Annotated in this window: 16 protein-coding genes; 9 read left to right on the top strand and 7 right to left on the bottom strand. The window is 38.3% G+C overall.

Annotated elements, in window-relative coordinates; translation table 11 throughout:
• Window positions 1-81: 81 nt before the first annotated feature.
• Genes ligD through LGQ90_RS14665 form a run of 3 tightly spaced genes read right to left on the bottom strand, consistent with a single transcriptional unit; the run spans window position 82 to window position 3,522 of the window.
• Window positions 82-2,493 (bottom strand): DNA ligase D, encoded by a 2,412-nt coding sequence (ligD, locus tag LGQ90_RS14675; protein ID WP_229342262.1) that lies wholly within the window; start codon window positions 2,491-2,493, stop codon window positions 82-84.
• A gap of 3 nt (window positions 2,494-2,496) precedes the next feature.
• Window positions 2,497-3,273 carry a non-homologous end joining protein Ku gene (ku, locus tag LGQ90_RS14670; protein WP_229342259.1) on the bottom strand — a complete coding sequence of 259 codons (777 nt, stop codon included), beginning with the start codon at window positions 3,271-3,273 and terminating at the stop codon, window positions 2,497-2,499.
• Window positions 3,274-3,522: a DUF7218 family protein gene (locus LGQ90_RS14665; RefSeq protein ID WP_229342256.1), complete on the bottom strand. Its 249-nt coding sequence runs from the start codon at window positions 3,520-3,522 to the stop codon at window positions 3,274-3,276. It abuts the gene before it with no gap.
• A gap of 474 nt (window positions 3,523-3,996) precedes the next feature.
• On the opposite strand from LGQ90_RS14665, the gene LGQ90_RS14660 reads away from it, so the two are divergent.
• A complete protein-coding gene (locus tag LGQ90_RS14660) occupies window positions 3,997-4,305 on the top strand; it encodes a hypothetical protein (protein ID WP_229342254.1) in 309 nt (102 codons plus the stop codon).
• A 48-nt stretch (window positions 4,306-4,353) separates the two neighbouring features.
• Here the strand turns inward: LGQ90_RS14660 and LGQ90_RS14655 are convergent, their stop codons facing one another.
• The 4 genes from LGQ90_RS14655 to LGQ90_RS14640 all read right to left on the bottom strand — a co-directional run bounded on the left by LGQ90_RS14655 (window position 4,354) and on the right by LGQ90_RS14640 (window position 11,015).
• The gene (locus LGQ90_RS14655) at window positions 4,354-6,771 is read right to left on the bottom strand and encodes a sodium-translocating pyrophosphatase (protein WP_229342253.1); all 2,418 of its coding nucleotides are present in this window, start codon (window positions 6,769-6,771) and stop codon (window positions 4,354-4,356) included.
• A gap of 133 nt (window positions 6,772-6,904) precedes the next feature.
• Window positions 6,905-7,417: an inorganic diphosphatase gene (locus LGQ90_RS14650; RefSeq protein ID WP_229342251.1), complete on the bottom strand. Its 513-nt coding sequence runs from the start codon at window positions 7,415-7,417 to the stop codon at window positions 6,905-6,907.
• A gap of 68 nt (window positions 7,418-7,485) precedes the next feature.
• Window positions 7,486-9,978, bottom strand: coding sequence for a DUF5686 family protein (locus tag LGQ90_RS14645; RefSeq protein WP_229342460.1), 2,493 nt, complete (start codon window positions 9,976-9,978; stop codon window positions 7,486-7,488).
• 59 nt (window positions 9,979-10,037) lie between these two features.
• Window positions 10,038-11,015 carry a pyruvate dehydrogenase complex E1 component subunit beta gene (locus tag LGQ90_RS14640; protein WP_229342249.1) on the bottom strand — a complete coding sequence of 326 codons (978 nt, stop codon included), beginning with the start codon at window positions 11,013-11,015 and terminating at the stop codon, window positions 10,038-10,040.
• Window positions 11,016-11,321: 306 nt separating this feature from the next.
• Between LGQ90_RS14640 and LGQ90_RS14635 the strand changes: the two genes are divergently transcribed.
• The 8 genes from LGQ90_RS14635 (at window position 11,322) to LGQ90_RS14600 (ending at window position 18,399) form a co-directional block, all read left to right on the top strand.
• Entirely contained in the window at window positions 11,322-12,068 is a 747-nt protein-coding gene (locus LGQ90_RS14635; protein ID WP_229342247.1) for an electron transfer flavoprotein subunit beta/FixA family protein, read from the top strand.
• Between the two features lie 51 nt (window positions 12,069-12,119).
• Complete coding sequence (locus tag LGQ90_RS14630; protein WP_229342246.1) at window positions 12,120-13,088, top strand: electron transfer flavoprotein subunit alpha/FixB family protein; 969 nt, start codon at window positions 12,120-12,122, stop codon at window positions 13,086-13,088.
• An 85-nt stretch (window positions 13,089-13,173) separates the two neighbouring features.
• The gene (locus tag LGQ90_RS14625) at window positions 13,174-13,797 is read left to right on the top strand and encodes a bifunctional nuclease family protein (protein WP_229342244.1); all 624 of its coding nucleotides are present in this window, start codon (window positions 13,174-13,176) and stop codon (window positions 13,795-13,797) included.
• 6 nt (window positions 13,798-13,803) lie between these two features.
• Window positions 13,804-15,510 (top strand): NupC/NupG family nucleoside CNT transporter, encoded by a 1,707-nt coding sequence (locus LGQ90_RS14620; RefSeq protein ID WP_229342242.1) that lies wholly within the window; start codon window positions 13,804-13,806, stop codon window positions 15,508-15,510.
• A 129-nt stretch (window positions 15,511-15,639) separates the two neighbouring features.
• Window positions 15,640-16,614 (top strand): YihY/virulence factor BrkB family protein, encoded by a 975-nt coding sequence (locus LGQ90_RS14615; protein WP_229342240.1) that lies wholly within the window; start codon window positions 15,640-15,642, stop codon window positions 16,612-16,614.
• Between the two features lie 117 nt (window positions 16,615-16,731).
• Complete coding sequence (locus LGQ90_RS14610; RefSeq protein ID WP_229342238.1) at window positions 16,732-17,556, top strand: thymidylate synthase; 825 nt, start codon at window positions 16,732-16,734, stop codon at window positions 17,554-17,556.
• A 29-nt stretch (window positions 17,557-17,585) separates the two neighbouring features.
• Window positions 17,586-17,963 (top strand): energy transducer TonB, encoded by a 378-nt coding sequence (locus LGQ90_RS14605; RefSeq protein ID WP_229342235.1) that lies wholly within the window; start codon window positions 17,586-17,588, stop codon window positions 17,961-17,963.
• 25 nt (window positions 17,964-17,988) lie between these two features.
• A complete protein-coding gene (locus LGQ90_RS14600) occupies window positions 17,989-18,399 on the top strand; it encodes an energy transducer TonB (protein WP_229342232.1) in 411 nt (136 codons plus the stop codon).
• The last annotated feature ends 95 nt before the right edge of the window (window positions 18,400-18,494 follow it).

Genomic DNA, 18,494 nt, shown 5'->3' with positions numbered 1-18,494 from the left:
AAAATTGAAGCTTTGTTTTCAATTTAGCTTATATTCTGAAAAGGCCCTAATTAGGGCTGAGATTTATAAATTATTTAGTATTTATAAGTTATTAAGCCTCTCCAAAGCCTTTTTCATATCTAATTTATCCTGCAGCACGGCCTTAAAAATATCTCCTTTTTCTTCCAGTCTTTCAGGCATATTCTGAATATTGAAATCGGTGATTTTTAAACCTTTCTTCAATTCTTTCCATTCCAGTGGTGCTGAAACCGGTGCTCCTTTCTTTGGCCTCACACAATATGCTGAAGCCAGCGTTTGACCACGACGATTTTGTAGATAATCCAGATAGATCTTATCCTTTCGGTTTTTCACTGCACGCTCCATACTGGTAAGCCCTGGCGTTCTTTCCTGAATAAAATAACAAAGCAGTTTGGTGAAATCCCGTGCTTCCTCATAAGTATATTCAGCCTGAAGCGGAAGATAGATATGCAGTCCGCTGGAACCTGAAGTCTTCACATAGCCTTTAATATCGGCTTCAGAAAGTAAATCTTTAGCGACCAGTGCAACTTCCATAACCTCATCAAAACTGTTCTTATCTGAAGGATCCAGATCTATTACCGCATAATCAGGATAATCCAGGTTATTGATCCTGGAATTCCAGGGATTGATCTCTATACAACCGAGATTGGCCATATAAAGCAAGGTAGCTTCATCCTGACAAAGAAGATATTCTATATCTCTATTAGCAGATTTTGAATGAATTCTGGTGGTTTTTATCCAGTTCTCGATCAAACCTTCATTATCCTTCTGATAAAATCCTTCCTTTTGAATCCCATTGGGGTGCCGGTGTAAATTCTGAGGCCGGTCTTTTAAATAGGGTAAAATATAATCTGAAACCTGGATATAGTAATCTATGAGGTCATATTTACGTAAACCGGAATCTGGCCAGTACACTTTATCAAGATTGGTTAATTTTACATTTTTCCCACCGACTTCCAGGGTATTGGAAGCAGCCGATTTTGTTTCCTTATGTTTTGGCTCCAGATTGGTTTCATTATTCAATTGCATGGGAAATTTATCTTCTCGCAAGCCTTTATAAACAGGATGTCTCATTCTTCCTGCTTTTGTCCATTCAGAAAAAGTGACTTCACAAACCAGTTCCGGACTTACCCAGTTCGCTTTTCTACCTTTTAAATTTGGCTTGTTATTAAATGCGGGCCTATCGGTCCCCAGGGGTTTCATCTTTTCCAGTAAATCTTTTTGAGTTCTATTAGAAAAACCTGTCCCGCAATTTCCCACGTACACAAGCTCATTTTCTTTCATAATTCCCAGGATGAGGGATCCAAAAAGAGCTCCTTCAGAATCTGTATAGCCACAAATAATAGTTTCCAGGCTTTCTTCCGCCTTAATTTTTAACCAGTGATCGCTTCTATAGCCCGGAGAATAAGTAGAATCCACTTTTTTAGCGATCACTCCTTCCATGCCGGCATCGATCGCTTTTTGATAAAATGCTGTTCCCATGCCTTCAATATGATCACAAAAAACCGCTACCTGAGTTTCTTCAAGAATTTCCGGAATAAAACTTTTGCGCTCCAGTAGTTTTAAATTCAACATGCTATGTCCATTCAAATAAAGCATATCAAAAACATAGAATTTCAACGTCCCTTTGGTTTTAGAGTCGTAGTTCTGCAACTTCTGAAAGTTGGGAATACCACTCTCATTAACCACCACTACCTCACCGTCCAGGATCACTTCATGTGAAATAGTTTCCAGGTCTTTGACCAATTGTGGGAATTTGGAATTATAGGAAATCCCATTCCTGGAGTGGATATTTACCTTCCCATCATTAACATGGGCGATGAGCCTGTAACCATCCCATTTTAATTCATAGATCCAATTGGGATCATTAAATATTGCTTTGCCACTTGTGGCCAGCATAGGTTTTACCGGGTCTTTAAAATTCAGCTCTATAAGCTTCCCGGGTTTGGGTTCCGAATTTTCGCTAAGCTCCTCGGCATCATAATTAAGATCTGTAGAAAATTTATCTTTTTTCTTGATCAGTAACCACTGATTTTTCTGTTCCCCCCTATTCGTTCTTACCAGGGCAAATTCACCTTTTAGCTTTTTTCCTGAAAATATGATCTTAAGATTTCCTGAGTTCAGTTGTTTCAAAAGATCTGTTGCATTAGCCGATTCAAAAACACCTTCATCCCAGATCTTCATCTCCCCGGCTCCATAATTACCTTTGGGAATAGTCCCGTGAAATTCCAGATATCTTATAGGGTGATCTTCGGTGTGAATGGCCAGCCTTTTATCTTTCGGATTCATCGATGGGCCCTTGGGAACCGCCCAGCTTTTTAAAACTCCATCTATTTCCAGTCGCAAATCATAATGTAACCTGCTGGCCTGGTGCCGCTGAATCACAAAACGATGCTTGTTTTCTTTGGAAATTTCAGCCTCTGGCTCGGGAGTATTTTTAAAATCCCTTTTCCTGATGTAATCCTCGAGGCTCATCTATCAGGATGCTTTACCTTTTTTCTTTTTATCGAGACTCGCTTTTAACTGAGCCATAAGATCTTTAGCCGGAGTCGGTTTACTATCAAAATCCTCGATCTTGGCAGTTTTTCCGGTAGCTTTAGAATTGATGATCTTCATCAACTGATCATTATAAACATCCTTATATTTTTTGAAATCGAAATCTGTAGTATACTGCTCGATCAAAGAAACAGCCATATCTACTTCCTTTTTCTTTATAGTGGCTTTAGACATTTTTAATTCTTTGGGATCCCGTATTTCATCGACAAAGCGAATCACGTGCAAGACCAGGACTTTTTTATATACTCCAATAAGGCTAAGATGTTCTTTCTGGCGCATTACAAAAGTGGCTACTCCAAGTTTTCCCGTCTCCTGCAGGGCGCCTCTAAGTAAATTATAAGATTTCCCCCCTTCTTTTTGGGGCTCCAGAAAATAGGGCTTTTTGAAAAGCACATCTGCAACCTCGCTTTCATCAATAAATTCTTCAATATCGATGGTTTTGCTTTTCTTCATATTGGCCTTTTCGAAATCTTCTTTTTCCAAAACTACATAAGCATCATCTTTTTTGAAACCTTTTACGATATCCTTCCACTCCACCTCCTTACCAGTGTCTTCATTTACTCTTTTATACCTGATCCTGCCATGATCATTCCTGTCCAGCATATCGAGATCGAGTTTCCGGTCTTCAGAACCCGAATAAAGTTTTACCGGTATAGAAACCAGTCCAAAACTTATAGAACCATTCCAGATAGATCTCATTTAGTGGTTTCTTAAAGCTTTGATCAATTCATCTTTGGTCATTTCACTTCTGCCTTCAATTCCCACTTCTTTGGCTTTCTGGTATAATTCGTCTTTGGTACGTTCCTCATATTTATCAGCTTTGCCTCCTTTTTTTCCGGAATCAGGATCATTAGCAATGCGAGCAGCTTTTTCCTTGCTCATGCCTTTATCCCGTAATTCTTCGTACTGTTCATCATTCTTGATATGTGGTCCATGATCTTTAGCCATAATTTTATTTTTTCTATTCTAAAGCTACGATTTCATCTTATAAAATTGAACAATGTGGAAGTGATTAACCTGAGTTTAACGACAAATTTTAACAACATTAAACATTTATTAAGAAAATGTTAATAATCCCTAATTTATTGATTTCCCTAAATCACTGGGAGTCCTCAAAAACTTTACCCGCTGAGAATTTGAAATTATGATAAGAGAGCGTTAATTAGGTTAAAAACCTCGAAATAATTGTATTGGAATTTTAATTTTAATAGACAAGATTTAGAAAATATATTCACATTAGATTAATTCCAGGGAGGATGAGTTATGCATTTAGGGGAAAAGAAAAAAACAATTGAATTATTAGAGAAACTGCGAATATTGAATTATAAAAGTGCCTATATCTACAGGATAGTTCTGGGCAAGGAGAAGCGTTTGATGTTGAAAAATTTTTATCATCAGTTGTACCAGCAAAAAATTGAATTCTTGAAAGATATTGAAGAAAAAATTGAGCAGTTAAAGAAAGAAATTTCGCCTATCCAGGATCCTAAGTTACTCTCTTTCTATAAAAAGAAGAAATGTGAATTATCACAGTATTATTTAAAATATAAATTAACCCATAAGTATGCTGATATTCATAAAAGGGAATGGAAAGGCTATAAAAAATATAATAAATATATTTCTAAAATAAATCATGCTTGTGTTCGAGAAATATTATTAGCTCACAGACATAAGATTAAAAACAACCTAACTAATATGAACAATACAGGAGTAATGAAATATCCTGTAGCATAAAAAAACCTCCGCTGTACGGCGGAGGTTTTATTTATTATAGTAGGAAACTTAATTGATAGCATCTACCTTTTCTCTTACTTCGTCTTCTGTCCCTTCAAATTCAAAAGTTTCTGTAACCTCTTCTTCATTTAAACTTTTAGTCACTACAACATACGCGGTGACAAAATCATCTTCAGTATTTTTTTCCATTTTAACTTCCTTTGAAATGATCTTCTCATCATTTTCAGCAGAATAAATGGCAGCGGTCTCCTCCTGATTTGGAATATCACCTTCAGTATGACCACCTAAGATTGGAGCGATCACAAGTCCGATCAAACAGGTTAGCTTAATCAGAATATTCATCGAAGGCCCTGAGGTATCTTTAAATGGATCTCCCACGGTGTCACCGGTTACAGCAGCTTTATGAGCATCAGATCCTTTATAGGTCATTTCACCGTTGATCATCACCCCGGCTTCAAACGATTTCTTGGCATTATCCCAGGCTCCCCCGGCATTATTCTGAAAAATAGCCCACAATACACCACTAACCGTTACCCCGGCCATATAGCCTCCAAGCATTTCTGCAATAAGCACATTTTCATAACCGAATAACATAGGCAGGAAAGCGATCAAAATTGGAAATCCAATAGTAATTACTCCAGGCAATAACATTTCTTTTAGTGCAGCTTCCGTAGAAATTGCTACACATTTATCATATTCAGGTTTTCCGGTACCCTCCATGATCCCGGGAATCTCCTTAAATTGTCTTCTAACTTCTCTTACCATTTGCATAGCCGCTTTTCCAACCGAACTCATCGCCAGGGCAGAAAAAACTACGGGTACCATTCCTCCTACGAAAAGCATTGCTAACACAGGAGCCTTAAAAATATTAATTCCGTCGATCCCGGTAAAGGTTACATAAGCCGCAAATAATGCTAAGGAAGTAAGCGCTGCTGAAGCGATCGCAAATCCTTTTCCGGTTGCCGCGGTGGTATTCCCTACCGAATCTAAAATGTCAGTACGTTCTCTAACAACTGGTTCTTGTTCACTCATTTCAGCAATCCCTCCAGCATTATCGGCAATAGGTCCGAAAGCATCAATCGCTAACTGCATTGCTGTAGTTGCCATCATTGCTGAAGCTGCTAAAGCCACTCCATAGAAACCTGCAAAAGCATAAGACGCCCAGATCGCTGTGGCAAATAATAGAATGGAATAGAAAGTAGAGATCATTCCGGTTGAAAGTCCTGCGATTATATTAGTTGCAGCACCAGTACTTGAATTTTGTACGATACTCATAACCGGCTTTTTCCCTAAACCTGTATAATATTCGGTCACGGCAGAGATCACGCCACCTACAATGATACCTACAAGAGATGCATAGAATACATTTAGAGAACTTATAGTTTTCATTTCAAATCCTTCCTGACCTCCCACGAAGAATCCCATGGTCATAGAATTTGCAGGTAGCATCCAGGTTACCAGGAAATAACTTGCTATAGCAACCAGGATAATAGATACCCAGTTACCTATATTCAGAGCTTTCTGAACTTCAGATTCCTTGGCATCGTTAGATTTAATTCTTACCAGTAGCGTACCAATAATCGAAATGATGATTCCGGCACCGGCAATAGCCATTGGTAAAAGAATTGGACCAATTCCTCCAAAACCTTCAGAGGTGATATCACCTCCCATATCTTCAATAATATAATTTCCTAGAACCATGGCTGCCAAAACCGTGGCAACATAACTACCAAAAAGATCGGCTCCCATCCCGGCAACATCTCCAACATTATCTCCTACGTTATCGGCAATTGTTGCGGGGTTACGAGGATCATCTTCAGGAATTCCGGCTTCCACCTTTCCAACCAGGTCGGCTCCAACATCTGCCGCCTTGGTATAGATTCCTCCACCCACACGAGCGAAAAGTGCAATAGATTCAGCACCCAGAGAAAAACCTGCAAGAGTCTCCAGCACAATGGTCATTTGCTGGGTATTGGTCCATTCTCCTCCCATAAAATAATGAAAGAAAAAGATAAAAAATCCTGTAAGTCCTAAGACAGCAAGACCGGCAACGCCTAATCCCATAACGGTTCCTCCTCCAAAAGAAACATTTAATGCTTTGGGAAGACTGGTTTTTGCAGCCTGGGTTGTTCTTACGTTTGTTTGAGTGGCGATCTTCATTCCCATATTTCCTGCCAATGCAGAAAAGAAGGCTCCAAAGATAAATGCAACTATTATTAAGTAATGCGTAGTTGGAACAAAATAAGCGATCGCGGCCAATGCAATACTGGCACCAATCACAAAAAGAGTCAATAATTTATATTCTGCTTTAAGGAAGGCTAGTGCGCCTTCATAGATATGAGCTGAAATTTCTTTCATCTTTCCGTCTCCGGAATCCTGTTTCATTACCCAGGATCTTTTGACCCACATATAAATGAGTCCGATTATTGCCAGTACTGCAGGCATATAAATCATTATTGCTTCCATAAATTAGCTAGGTTAATTTGTTAATTATTTATTAATGCCCGCTAATGTAGTAAATTCAGCAATAATTAAAAAAGCAATAACTTTTTAAGGTTATTGCTTTTAATATCTCAATAGAAATGGAAATTATTTAGGATTATATACCGAAGCGTGATTTATCCCCTTCATAATTCTCAAATCGCTCTACACATTGTCTTATAATTTCGCGTGCTTCTGCAGCATCTCCAAAATCACCAGTATCAACCTTTTTCTTTTCTAGATCTTTATATACTTTAAAGAAGTGTTCGATCTCTTTGATCATGTGACCATTCAACTCTTTAAGGTCGTTTAACCTGTTCCAGATAGGATCTGAAACCGGCACACAAATAATCTTTTCATCAGGTCCTTTTTCATCGGCCATATGGAAAACTCCAATTGGTTTTACCTCCATAACAATCCCAGGGAAGGTAGGCTCAGACACCAATACCAGCACATCCAGGGGATCTTCATCCAGTGCCAAAGTATTAGGGATAAAACCATAATCTGCAGGATACATCATCGAAGAGAAGATCATCCTGTCGTAACGAACTTTTTTCAGTTCAAAATCATATTCGTATTTGTTTCTACTCCCTTTTGGGATCTCGATCAATACATCAAAAGTATCAGACATTTTTCTTTGTTTTCTTCATTAAAATTAAGGGCTGCAAATATAGTTAATTCTGATCTTTAAATCCTTAACTAAAAGTGAAATCCGAAGTCAATTGTAAAAGCCAAAGATCGGGCATCAGGATTATCGAAATAATTTCCTCTGAAATGCACGTCAAATCGCATCACTTTGAAGATATTTCCAATCCCAACACTATATTCATAGAAAGGATCAGAATCTGGAGCTATAAGAGGAAGGCCGGAAGCATCGATATTTTTACTCTCTTCAGAAATATCACCATACACAGCTCTGAATCCCACTAATTCTCTAAGATTCAATTCCCTTAAAAGTGGAATTCTCGAAAATAATCTTCCGTTGAAATTATGATCTATATGAATCGCTGAATAGCTATCGGTCACAAATTCGTAAAAGTCCAGCGTGGGAAAGGTATTATATAAAGCAAAATAGGTCTGATTCCCGGGCACCACACTTAGAAGTCCCAGCGGAACTGCTCCAAAAGTCTTCCCTGCCTCCACACTAATATTGGAGCGACCCAGCCCACCCACTAAAAGTGGCTGATTATAAAAGAATTGCAGTTTTTTATAATTAAAATCACTATTAAAAACATCTTTCACACCAAGACTGTAGTTTAAGAAAAGGGTTGGAAAGTCCTCTTCGTTCACCACATTTCTTTCTACACCATAACCGGAAGTCTTCCTTCCCGGGGTCCATGTTAAAATGGTGGATAATTCAGTTTGATTAATTTCAGAGTCTACGATGCTGCGATCTTTATCTACGTAATAATCCAGACTGAATTCCGGAGAAGCAGGTTTTAACTCCCGATAATTTGCTCCAACTCTTACCGTAAAATTTTTGAAAGGTTCTAATTGTACGGAAAACACACTAAGATTTATAGAACTTAGTTTATCATTATCGCCCACATTCAGCAAGGATGAGGACGCTAAACTACGCCCCAATACATCGGTAGAATTGGTAAGGCTGGTTCCCAGCTGTTCTACATCTCTCCTATTACCCCCACTTAATATCAATCTTGATTTTGGATCCAGCAGAACTTTTCCTGAAACCCCGTACTTGAATTTATTATCCTTAAATCCGTAAGCTCCATAAGCTTCAATTCGCCATGGATCATTTTGGCCAAAATAAGTTCTACCTCCAAATCTGGTACGTACACCTTCCACATCATTAAAGCCTAAGGTTGAGTAGACAGGCCCATAATCCCATCCGTCGAACTCTACATATCCAGATTGGGCAATCGTAGCTATGTCATAAAGCCTGTTGAATGCTTTGGTCTTGGTAAGACTATCCAACATTATATAGATCCCTTCTTCATCTTCGTTGAGCTTTTCCATCCGGTTTTCAGTCCAGAATTCTTCACTTCTATTATAAGCTACAGACTGAGGGTCATAAACGGGTTGCTGGTAAAAGGAAGCTGGCCTTTCATTGTTGAATTTATATTCGTCATACAAAAGGGTTCGTTTAGCATACACACCTCGAGAGGTTTTCTTTTTATTCAAACCGAAATCGGCCATAAAGAAATCTCTGGTGATCAGGAAAACTGAATCATTAAGAACCTCAAAATCCTGTTCAATATACACCTGCTTGATCCAGTTGATATTTACATCTTTAGTGGTTTCAAGATTGATATTCTTGACCGCCCAGGTAGTATCATTCACCCAAAAGTCTCCTTTAAAGGTAAGTTCGTTTTCACGGCGTGGATAATAGACAATATTGTAACACCACTTATTATCTATATACGCACTATCTGATAATACATAATTATAGGTATCTATTCCGGTTGTTGAAATTGGGCTCACAAAACTCTTATCAAAGAATTTGATATAGTTTTTGTAAATATCATAATCGTCGTAGATATCTTTTACGTAATCGATCAGGTTTCTGTTCTGACTGAAGCCAGAATTTTTATTCCCTATTAATACCTCTTTCTCTTCTTTCAGCTGGTTATCTCCATATACATTGGTCACCGACTCATTGATAAACATTGGTAAATAGGTTTTCCCGGTTACCCGGTTAGTATCGGCATAATCAAAAATGAATTCCATACCGTTGAAAATCCTGCTTTCAATCAGGGTACTATCTATGGTATTAATATCGAATTCTAGTTTTTCATATTCTTTATAGGAATACTGCTCAAATGCTCTCATGCCATTCTTTCTTCGGTTCTCCCATACCTTTTTCAGAATATCTATGGCCGGATTATTCTTTTTTGAAGTCTTTCCTCGATAGATTACCACCTCGTCCAGACTCGCTGCTTCTTCTTCCAGGGTAATCTCCATATTTAAATTTACGGAAGCCTGCAAAGGAACTTTTAAGGTTTTATAACCAATAAAGGAAATTACGATAGTATCGAAGCTTCCCTCGTCCTGCAGGTAAAATTCCCCATCCTCGTTGGTGGTAGTTCCACTGGAAGAATTGGCAAAAACAACATTTGCAAAGGGCACAGTCTTTCCCGAATTATCATTCACCACTCCACCAACCTTGGTTTGAGCTTGAATTAGGTTTAGACTGAAAAAAAATATGAAAAGTAAATAGGCTTTTTTGCTCATTATAGGATAAAAAAAAACTTCATCAAAAAGATGAAGTTTCAAAGATAAGTTGATTAAGGTTACTTATACATTACCTTTTTCACAGCTTTAACAACATCATCGCTATTTGGCAGCCATTCTTTCAATAGGCCAGGTGAATAAGGCGCCGGAGTATCGGCAGTATTAAGTTTAATAATTGGTGCATCCAGGTAATCGAATGCCTTAGATTGTACTTGATAAGTGATCTCTGTAGCCACATTTCCAAAAGGCCATGCTTCTTCCAGGATTACCAATCTATTTGTCTTTTTAACAGATTCCAGAATTGCATCATGATCCATAGGACGTACTGTTCTAAGATCAATGATCTCGCAGGAGATATCTTCTTCAGCTAATTGCTCAGCAGCCTTATATGCCTCTTTGATGATCTTACCAAAAGAAACGATAGTTACATCAGTACCTTCTCTTTTAATATCTGCTTTCCCAATTTCGATAAGATATTCTTCTTCAGGCACCTCTCCCTTATCACCATACATCTGCTCACTCTCCATAAATATCACAGGATCATTATCGCGAATAGCTGATTTTAAAAGCCCTTTTGCATCGTAAGGATTAGAAGGAACGATCACTTTAAGACCTGGAGTATTTGCAAACCAGCTTTCAAAAGCCTGGGAATGCGTGGCTCCTAACTGACCTGCAGATCCTGTTGGTCCACGAAATACAATTGGAATATTGAACTGCCCACCGCTCATTTGTCTCATTTTCGCGGCGTTATTAATGATCTGGTCAATTCCAACCAGAGAAAAGTTAAAGGTCATAAATTCAATGATTGGCCTGTTGCCATTCATTGCAGATCCAACACCTATCCCGGAAAACCCAAGTTCTGCAATAGGAGTATCGATCACTCTCTCAGGACCAAATTCATCCAACATTCCTTTAGAAGCTTTATATGCTCCATTATATTCGGCAACTTCCTCTCCCATTAAATAGATGCTGTCATCAAGACGCATTTCCTCGCTCATCGCTTCTTGAACGGCTTCCCTAAATTGAATTGTCCTCATTATATAAAATCTTATTTTTTATTCCTGCACAGCAAAAATAGTAATTCATTAAAGTATATACCATATTTGCCGATTAAAATTTTTGATACAACTTCAATATTGATTATATAAAAAATGAATACCAGGGAATCTCAATATTTTAGACTTTATTATGAATTATTCCCATCTCACAGGACTAAAAACTAATTATCCCTTAAAATAGGCGCATTATTTTATACTAATTTTATTATGCGTGCATAGCTTTTTTTGATTAAAAATACTTACCTTCGTCAACGCAAACGTTTTATTAAACAAAGAACCTTATATATGAAAATCTTAGTATGTATTAGTCACGTGCCTGACACTACATCGAAAATCAATTTCACTGAAGGAGACACTAAATTTGACACTAATGGTGTTCAATTTGTAATCAACCCTAATGATGAATTTGGTCTTACCAGAGCGATGTGGTTTAAAGAAAAACAAGGCGCGAGCGTAGATGTTGTAAATGTTGGTGGTGCTGAAACTGAACCTACTCTTAGAAAAGCTCTTGCGATTGGCGCTGACAGTGCCATTAGAGTGAATACTCCCGCAACGGACGGATATCAGGTTGCTAAAGAACTTGCGAAAGTTGTTGAGGACGGGGGATATGATCTTGTGATCGCAGGTAGAGAATCTATTGATTATAATGGAGGAATGGTTCCCGGAATGTTAGCCCAGTTACTAAAAGCCAATTTTATAAATAACTGTATAAGCCTTGAAGTTGACGGGGAAAACGCGAAAGCAATCCGTGAGATCGATGGCGGTAAAGAAACCCTAACTGCTTCCCTTCCATTGGTAATTGGTGGTCAAAAAGGTCTGGTTGAAGAAAGTGATCTTCGTATTCCTAATATGAGAGGAATCATGCAAGCACGTAAGAAACCGCTAAATGTGGTGGAAGCTGCAGATACTTCTGTAAAAACAGAAGCTGTAAAATTTGAAAAACCAGCACCTAAGGGTGATGTAAAACTGGTTGATCCTGATAATCTTGATGAATTAATTGATCTTCTTCACAACGAAGCAAAGGCGATCTAATTTGGGTCAGTAAGGATCAAAATGAATTTCAAAATTTAAAATCAGAAGAAAATGTCAGTTTTAGTATATATAGAATCAGAAGAAGGAAAATTCAAAAAAGCTTCCTATGAAGTTGCGTCTTACGCAAAAGGAGTGGCCGACAAAATGGGAACTTCCGTTACGGCCATTGCTTTTAATGCAGGAGATGTTTCTGAATTAGGAAAGTATGGAGTGGATAAAGTCCTTAATGTAACTAACGATAAATTGAAGAATTTCAACGCTGAAGCCTATTCAGATGCGGTTAAACAGGCAGCTGAAAAAGAAGGAAGCAAGGTTGTAGTTCTAAGTCAGAGTGCAAATAGTAAATATCTTGCACCTTTATTAGCAGTTCAGCTTGAAGCGGGTTATGCTTCAAATGTGGTTGGCCTGCCAGAAAGTACAGATCCTTTTACCGTAAAGAGAACAGCTTTTACAAATAAAGCATTCAATTTTACCAAGATCACTACAGATGTAAAGGTGATTGGACTATCCAAAAATGCTTACGGACTTAAAGAAGCTCAGGCAGATGCAGCTTCAGAAGATTTCAGTCCAAATCTTTCGGAAGAAGATTTTTCAGTAAATGTAGAATCGGTTGATAAAGCTACCAACAAGGTAACTATTGCAGATGCTGAAGTTGTTGTTTCTGGAGGACGTGGTCTTAAAGGACCAGAAAACTGGGGCATGGTAGAAGAGATGGCAGATATTCTTGGAGCGGCTACAGCATGTTCCAAGCCGGTTAGTGATATGGGATGGAGACCTCACAGTGAACACGTGGGGCAAACAGGAAAACCTGTCGCTTCCAACCTGTATATTGCTATTGGTATTTCTGGAGCTATACAGCACCTTGCGGGGATTAACGCTGCTAAAACCAAGGTTGTAATTAATAACGACCCTGAAGCTCCTTTCTTTAAAGCTGCAGACTACGGAATTGTAGGCGATGCCTTTGAAGTAGTACCTAGGCTAAATGAAAAATTGAAGGAATTTAAAGAGAAAAACGCATAATTTTTATAAATTGCGAGCCATAAAGGGGCTGTCTAAATATGGTAAATCTCCTTATTTTAGACAGCCTTTTTAATTTTACTGAAGTATGAGTTTAGTGCGCCTGAACATTAAGGGAATATCTTATAGTCAAACACAAAACGGAGCTTACGCATTGATTCTCAATGAAGTTGGGGGTGATCGCAAGTTGCCTATTGTGATCGGAGCATTTGAAGCACAATCAATTGCCATCGCTCTGGAAAAGGAAATAAAACCTCCCCGACCTCTTACCCACGATCTTTTCAAGAATTTTTCAGATAGATTTGAAATTGTGGTCAAACAGGTGATTATCCATAAACTGGTGGATGGCGTTTTTTATTCCAGCCTTATCTGTGAAAGAGACGGGATTGAAGAAATCATTGATGCAAGAACCAGCGATGCTATTGCTCTGGCTCTTAGATTTGATGCACCTATATTCACCTATAAAAATATTCTTGATAAAGCCGGTATTTACTTAAAAGCCGACGAAAAACAGCGTGAAAAAGAAGAAAAAGAAGAGGAAATTATTGAGGAAGAACTTCTAAAAGAAGAAATTGAAATGAAATCTGAAGATACTTCAGATTACAAAAAAATGTCTCTGGAAGAACTAAAAGAACTTCTATCCCAAGCTGTTAATCACGAAGACTACGAAAAAGCGGCCCGCATCAGGGACGAAATTTCCAAAAGAAAATAACCCGAAATGAACAAAATCTGGTGTTGCCTACTCCTGATCGTATTTGCTATTACATCAGCTTCCTCACAAACAATTTCAAAAAACTGGCAACTCGAAACTACGGCAGATAGCCTTAGCCAACAGCCAGTATTTGGTGAAGCGACAGAAATCAACTTCAAAGAGGGCAGATTTAGTTTTCTAAAGGAGAAGGATGGCGACACTCTGGCTTCTGGTGATTATTTATATCAAAATAAACTCCTGGTATTATTTTATAATACCCCTAAAGATACTATTCAGAATCTTCGCGTTTCTGCGCTTACAGATTCCAGTATGGTCATTTCCTCTAGTGGAAAAAATTATGACCTCAAAATTCAAAATCAGGAGACTTCAGAAATAATTCCGGTGAAAACCGCCAAAAAAATGATCCCAAGTGCCGGAATTAGCGCTTCAAGCTTAACCCGTGGTATTATAGGGATGATTTCTTTAATATTGATTGCTTTTCTTTTTAGCAGTAACCGAAGGGCTGTTAACTGGAAAACTGTAGGGATTGGTATTGCTGCACAATTATTACTGGCTATTGGTGTTTTAAAGATCACCGTTGTGCAAAAGGTATTTGAATTTGTAGGAAATATATTCGTACTCATCCTTGATTTTACTTCTGCCGGAAGTGAATTCCTGCTTGGCGGGATGATGGATGTGGATAGTTTCGGATTTATTTTCCTGTTTCAGGTTTTACCTACTATCATCTTCTTTTCAGCATTGACCTCTGTTCTTTTCTATCTGGGAGTGATCCAGATCGTGGTAAAAGGAATGGCCTGGGTATTAACAAAATTACTAGGGATTTCAGGTCCCGAAAGCCTAAGCGTGGCGGGAAATATTTTCCTTGGACAAACCGAAGCCCCCTTAATGATCAAAGCTTACCTGGAAAGAATGACCAGATCTGAGATCCTTCTCGTAATGGTTGGAGGGATGGCTACCGTTGCCGGTGGCGTTCTTGCCGCCTATATAGGGTTTCTTGGTGGTGATGATCCTGAACTCAGGCTACAATTTGCGAAACATCTCCTCGCCGCTTCGGTTATGGCTGCGCCGGGTGCGATCGTGATCTCAAAAATATTATATCCGCAGCAGGAACCTGTAGATACCGATGTAGAAGTTTCCTCTGAAAAAATAGGTTCTAATATCCTTGATGCCATTGCAAATGGTACTACTGAAGGGCTAAAACTTGCCGCAAATGTTGCTGCGATGTTGCTTGTTTTTATCGCCTTTATCGCTATGATAAATTATATCCTGGGCTATATTGGCGGGCTAACCACTTTAAATAGCCTAATGGCAGAATATACGCCATATTCTAAATTTTCTCTTGAATCTATTCTGGGGATCATTTTCGCCCCTTTAATGTGGTTAATTGGCGTTGCCAAGGAAGACATGATGCTAATGGGACAACTACTGGGAATCAAACTGGCCGCAAGTGAATTTGTAGGATATGTGCAGTTAGCAGATCTTAAAAATCCTGCCAATGCCTTAAGTCTGAATTATGAAAAGTCTGTAATTATGGCTACTTACATGCTTTGTGGCTTTGCAAACTTTGCTTCTATTGGTATTCAAATTGGAGGAATTGGCTCCCTGGCCCCGGGACAGCGAAGAACATTATCTGAATTCGGAATGAAAGCCTTGATTGGTGGTACTATAGCTTCATTGCTTTCAGCAACGATTGCCGGGATGATTATTGGTTAAACTCCTCTCAGTCTAAGTTTTTAGAAAACTTTCTAATTTGATTTTCTCTTAGGTAGTAGATAAATTCTAAATTGCCTTCCGGCATTTTTATACTGAACAGTTTAAAAATTAGTATTTATCTCCTAAAAAATGAGTGAAAATAAAAAAAAATCATTGTATCGCGGTGAAGAAGCTCAGTGGCCTCATAATATTCCATTTAGAGGATGGGTAGATATTGGCAAACGTGTTTGGCACGAGATGCAAGTGGATCATGTACAAATCGTTTCTGCCGGAGTTGCTTTTTATTTCTTTTTATCAATTTTTCCAACCATTGTAGCCTCGATATCTATTTATAGTCTTGTTTTGGAGCCTTCCCAGATCGAAGCCCAGATATCCAGATTAAATCTCATTTTACCTGAAAAAGCTTTCGGGATGATCACCGACATTTTAGAACCCGTAATTCAACAAAACAGAAAAGAATTAGGCTGGGGAGTTTTTTTTAGTATTCTGGTAAGTATCTGGAGTGCAAATAAGGGGACAAACGCTTTATTCCAGGGAGTCAATATTGCCTATGATGAATTGGAAAGCAGGAATATTTTCAAAAAAAACCTCATCACGCTTCTTTTCACCCTATGCGGTCTTGTACTTGGTCTAATAAGTTTATTGATCGTCATCTTCTTCCCCTTACTAATAGACAAACTTGGTTTAAGTAAGGAAATTGAAAACGTCCTTACCTGGTTTCGGTGGGTAATTCTTGGGATCATCCTCATTTCCACGCTTAGTATGGTTTACAGAATTGCACCTAACCGCAGAAGTCCCCGATTTAGATGGGTAAGCTGGGGAGCTATCCTGGGAACAGTATTATGGCTCGCAGGCTCCATGTTATTTTCATGGTACGTGAGTAATTTTGGAAGTTATGATGATCTCTACGGAAGTTTTGCTGCGGTTGCCATATTGATGTTATGGCTGTTTCTTACCGCTTTTATTGTTTTAATGGGAGCTGAAATTAATTCGGAAATGGAACACCAAACCAGATATGATACCACTATTGGTCTTGAAAAACCAATGGGAGAACGCAATGCTTACCATGCGGACCGGTGTGCCGTAGACGAATGTGACGATTAGTTGACACACAGTTAATAACTCTTTTCTATTCAGAACAAATTCAGGCTTCGCTTTTTACTTGTTTTATTATTTTTATTGGAATTAAACCTGAAGTATTTCCGATAAATATATCTATCAATGAAACAGTATCATGATCTCCTTAAACATGTATTAGAGCACGGCGCACAGAAAGGAGACCGCACCGGCACAGGAACAAAAAGTGTATTTGGCTACCAGATGAGATTTGACCTTAGCGAAGGTTTCCCCATGGTTACAACTAAAAAACTACACCTAAAATCTATTATTCATGAATTATTGTGGTTCCTGAAAGGTGATACTAATATTGAATACCTGAAAGAAAACGGTGTTCGTATCTGGAATGAGTGGGCAGATGAGAATGGAGATCTGGGGCCGGTCTATGGCCACCAGTGGAGAAACTGGAATGGTGAAGAAATAGACCAGATAAAAGAGATAGTTGAAACCCTAAAGACCAATCCTAATAGTCGAAGAATGCTGGTTTCAGCCTGGAATCCTTCTGTTTTGCCAGATACTTCGGTTTCATTTTCTGAAAATGTGGCCAACAGGAAGGCCGCTCTTCCACCCTGCCATGCATTTTTTCAATTTTATGTAGCCGACGGAAAATTATCCTGTCAACTTTATCAAAGAAGTGCAGATATATTTTTAGGAGTGCCATTCAATATTGCTTCCTATGCCTTGCTTACTATGATGATGGCCCAGGTTTGCGGATACGAGCCGGGAGATTTTATACATACTTTTGGAGATGCACATATTTATAGTAACCACATGGAGCAGGTTGAACTTCAGCTTAGCCGGGACCCAAGACCACTCCCAAACATGAAAATCAACCCAGAGGTTAAAGATATTTTTGGATTTAAGTTTGAAGATTTTATATTAGATAATTATGATCCGTACCCAGGCATAAAAGCAAAGGTTGCGGTATAAGTTTAATTATATAAAATTTTTAAATTCTTATGAAGAAGTTAGTATTTATTGCATGTTTTTTAATTGGAGGCGTAACATTCTCAAATGCTCAGCAAACCTCTCCGGTATGGCCTGGCTGTGAGAATAGCGAAGATATTAAGGAATGTTTTAATCAGAAACTTTCGCAACATGTAAGGGAGAATTATGAATATCCTCAAAATGATGCTGGAGAATACGTTCGTGGAAAAGTTACCATTTCTTTCGCTATCGACGAAAATGGCGAGGTTGTTGTAAATTCTATTGAGGGAGAGGAACCACAGGTTAAAAAAGCAGCTAAAGAAATGATCATGAAGATTCCTGATATGGAACCTGGAACCCTTAATGGGGAAGCTGATTCCAGAAACTTTACCGTTCCTTTCAATTTCTAAATGAATTCTAAACAACAAAATTACTATGAAAAAATTATTGTTTATCGCGATCATGCTTACGGGCTTTATGTCTTTTGCCCAGAATGATGTGGAGGTAAAAGGAAACAAAGTTTCCATGAAAGAAACAGCTCCCGTATGGCCGGGCTGTGAGGATAATGCCGATAAAAAAGCTTGTTTCAACAAAATGCTGATGCAACATATTCGCGAAAACATTAAATATTCAAAAAATGATAAAGGTGAATATATAAGAGGTAAAGCCACTGTTTCAATGAAAGTAAATGAAGAAGGCAAGGTAGTGGTAAAGTCTGTTGAAAGTAAATACCCGGAATTAAAGAAGGAAGCCAAAAGATTAATGGAGGCTATACCTACGATGACCCCTGGAAAACTGGCAGGAAAGCCGAAGACGATTAGCTATACTATTCCTCTGAACTTTTAGTCAAAAGATTTTTAACTCCACCTTAACGACTGATTAGCAATCTCGTTTTTAAAAAATTGTAAATTTGAGTGATACCTAAACGTATCACTCTTTTT

This window comes from Christiangramia sediminis (genome assembly GCF_020552705.1).
Classification (GTDB): Bacteria; Bacteroidota; Bacteroidia; order Flavobacteriales; family Flavobacteriaceae; genus Christiangramia; species Christiangramia sediminis.
The sequence above is the reverse complement of the archived record's forward strand: the minus strand, read 5'-3'. Positions and strand labels throughout refer to the sequence as shown.

What these genes read in the sequence shown, in the direction of transcription:
- LGQ90_RS14665 (WP_229342256.1), bottom strand. Translation starts at nt 3,522, where the DNA reads ATGGCTAAAGATCATGGACCACATATCAAGAATGATGAACAGTACGAA.
- LGQ90_RS14635 (WP_229342247.1), top strand. Translation starts at nt 11,322, where the DNA reads ATGAAAATCTTAGTATGTATTAGTCACGTGCCTGACACTACATCGAAA.
- LGQ90_RS14630 (WP_229342246.1), top strand. Translation starts at nt 12,120, where the DNA reads ATGTCAGTTTTAGTATATATAGAATCAGAAGAAGGAAAATTCAAAAAA.
- LGQ90_RS14600 (WP_229342232.1), top strand. Translation starts at nt 17,989, where the DNA reads ATGAAAAAATTATTGTTTATCGCGATCATGCTTACGGGCTTTATGTCT.
- LGQ90_RS14645 (WP_229342460.1), bottom strand. Translation starts at nt 9,978, where the DNA reads ATGAGCAAAAAAGCCTATTTACTTTTCATATTTTTTTTCAGTCTAAAC.
- LGQ90_RS14615 (WP_229342240.1), top strand. Translation starts at nt 15,640, where the DNA reads ATGAGTGAAAATAAAAAAAAATCATTGTATCGCGGTGAAGAAGCTCAG.
- LGQ90_RS14625 (WP_229342244.1), top strand. Translation starts at nt 13,174, where the DNA reads ATGAGTTTAGTGCGCCTGAACATTAAGGGAATATCTTATAGTCAAACA.
- LGQ90_RS14610 (WP_229342238.1), top strand. Translation starts at nt 16,732, where the DNA reads ATGAAACAGTATCATGATCTCCTTAAACATGTATTAGAGCACGGCGCA.
- ligD (WP_229342262.1), bottom strand. Translation starts at nt 2,493, where the DNA reads ATGAGCCTCGAGGATTACATCAGGAAAAGGGATTTTAAAAATACTCCC.
- ku (WP_229342259.1), bottom strand. Translation starts at nt 3,273, where the DNA reads ATGAGATCTATCTGGAATGGTTCTATAAGTTTTGGACTGGTTTCTATA.
- LGQ90_RS14655 (WP_229342253.1), bottom strand. Translation starts at nt 6,771, where the DNA reads ATGGAAGCAATAATGATTTATATGCCTGCAGTACTGGCAATAATCGGA.
- LGQ90_RS14650 (WP_229342251.1), bottom strand. Translation starts at nt 7,417, where the DNA reads ATGTCTGATACTTTTGATGTATTGATCGAGATCCCAAAAGGGAGTAGA.
- LGQ90_RS14620 (WP_229342242.1), top strand. Translation starts at nt 13,804, where the DNA reads ATGAACAAAATCTGGTGTTGCCTACTCCTGATCGTATTTGCTATTACA.
- LGQ90_RS14605 (WP_229342235.1), top strand. Translation starts at nt 17,586, where the DNA reads ATGAAGAAGTTAGTATTTATTGCATGTTTTTTAATTGGAGGCGTAACA.
- LGQ90_RS14640 (WP_229342249.1), bottom strand. Translation starts at nt 11,015, where the DNA reads ATGAGGACAATTCAATTTAGGGAAGCCGTTCAAGAAGCGATGAGCGAG.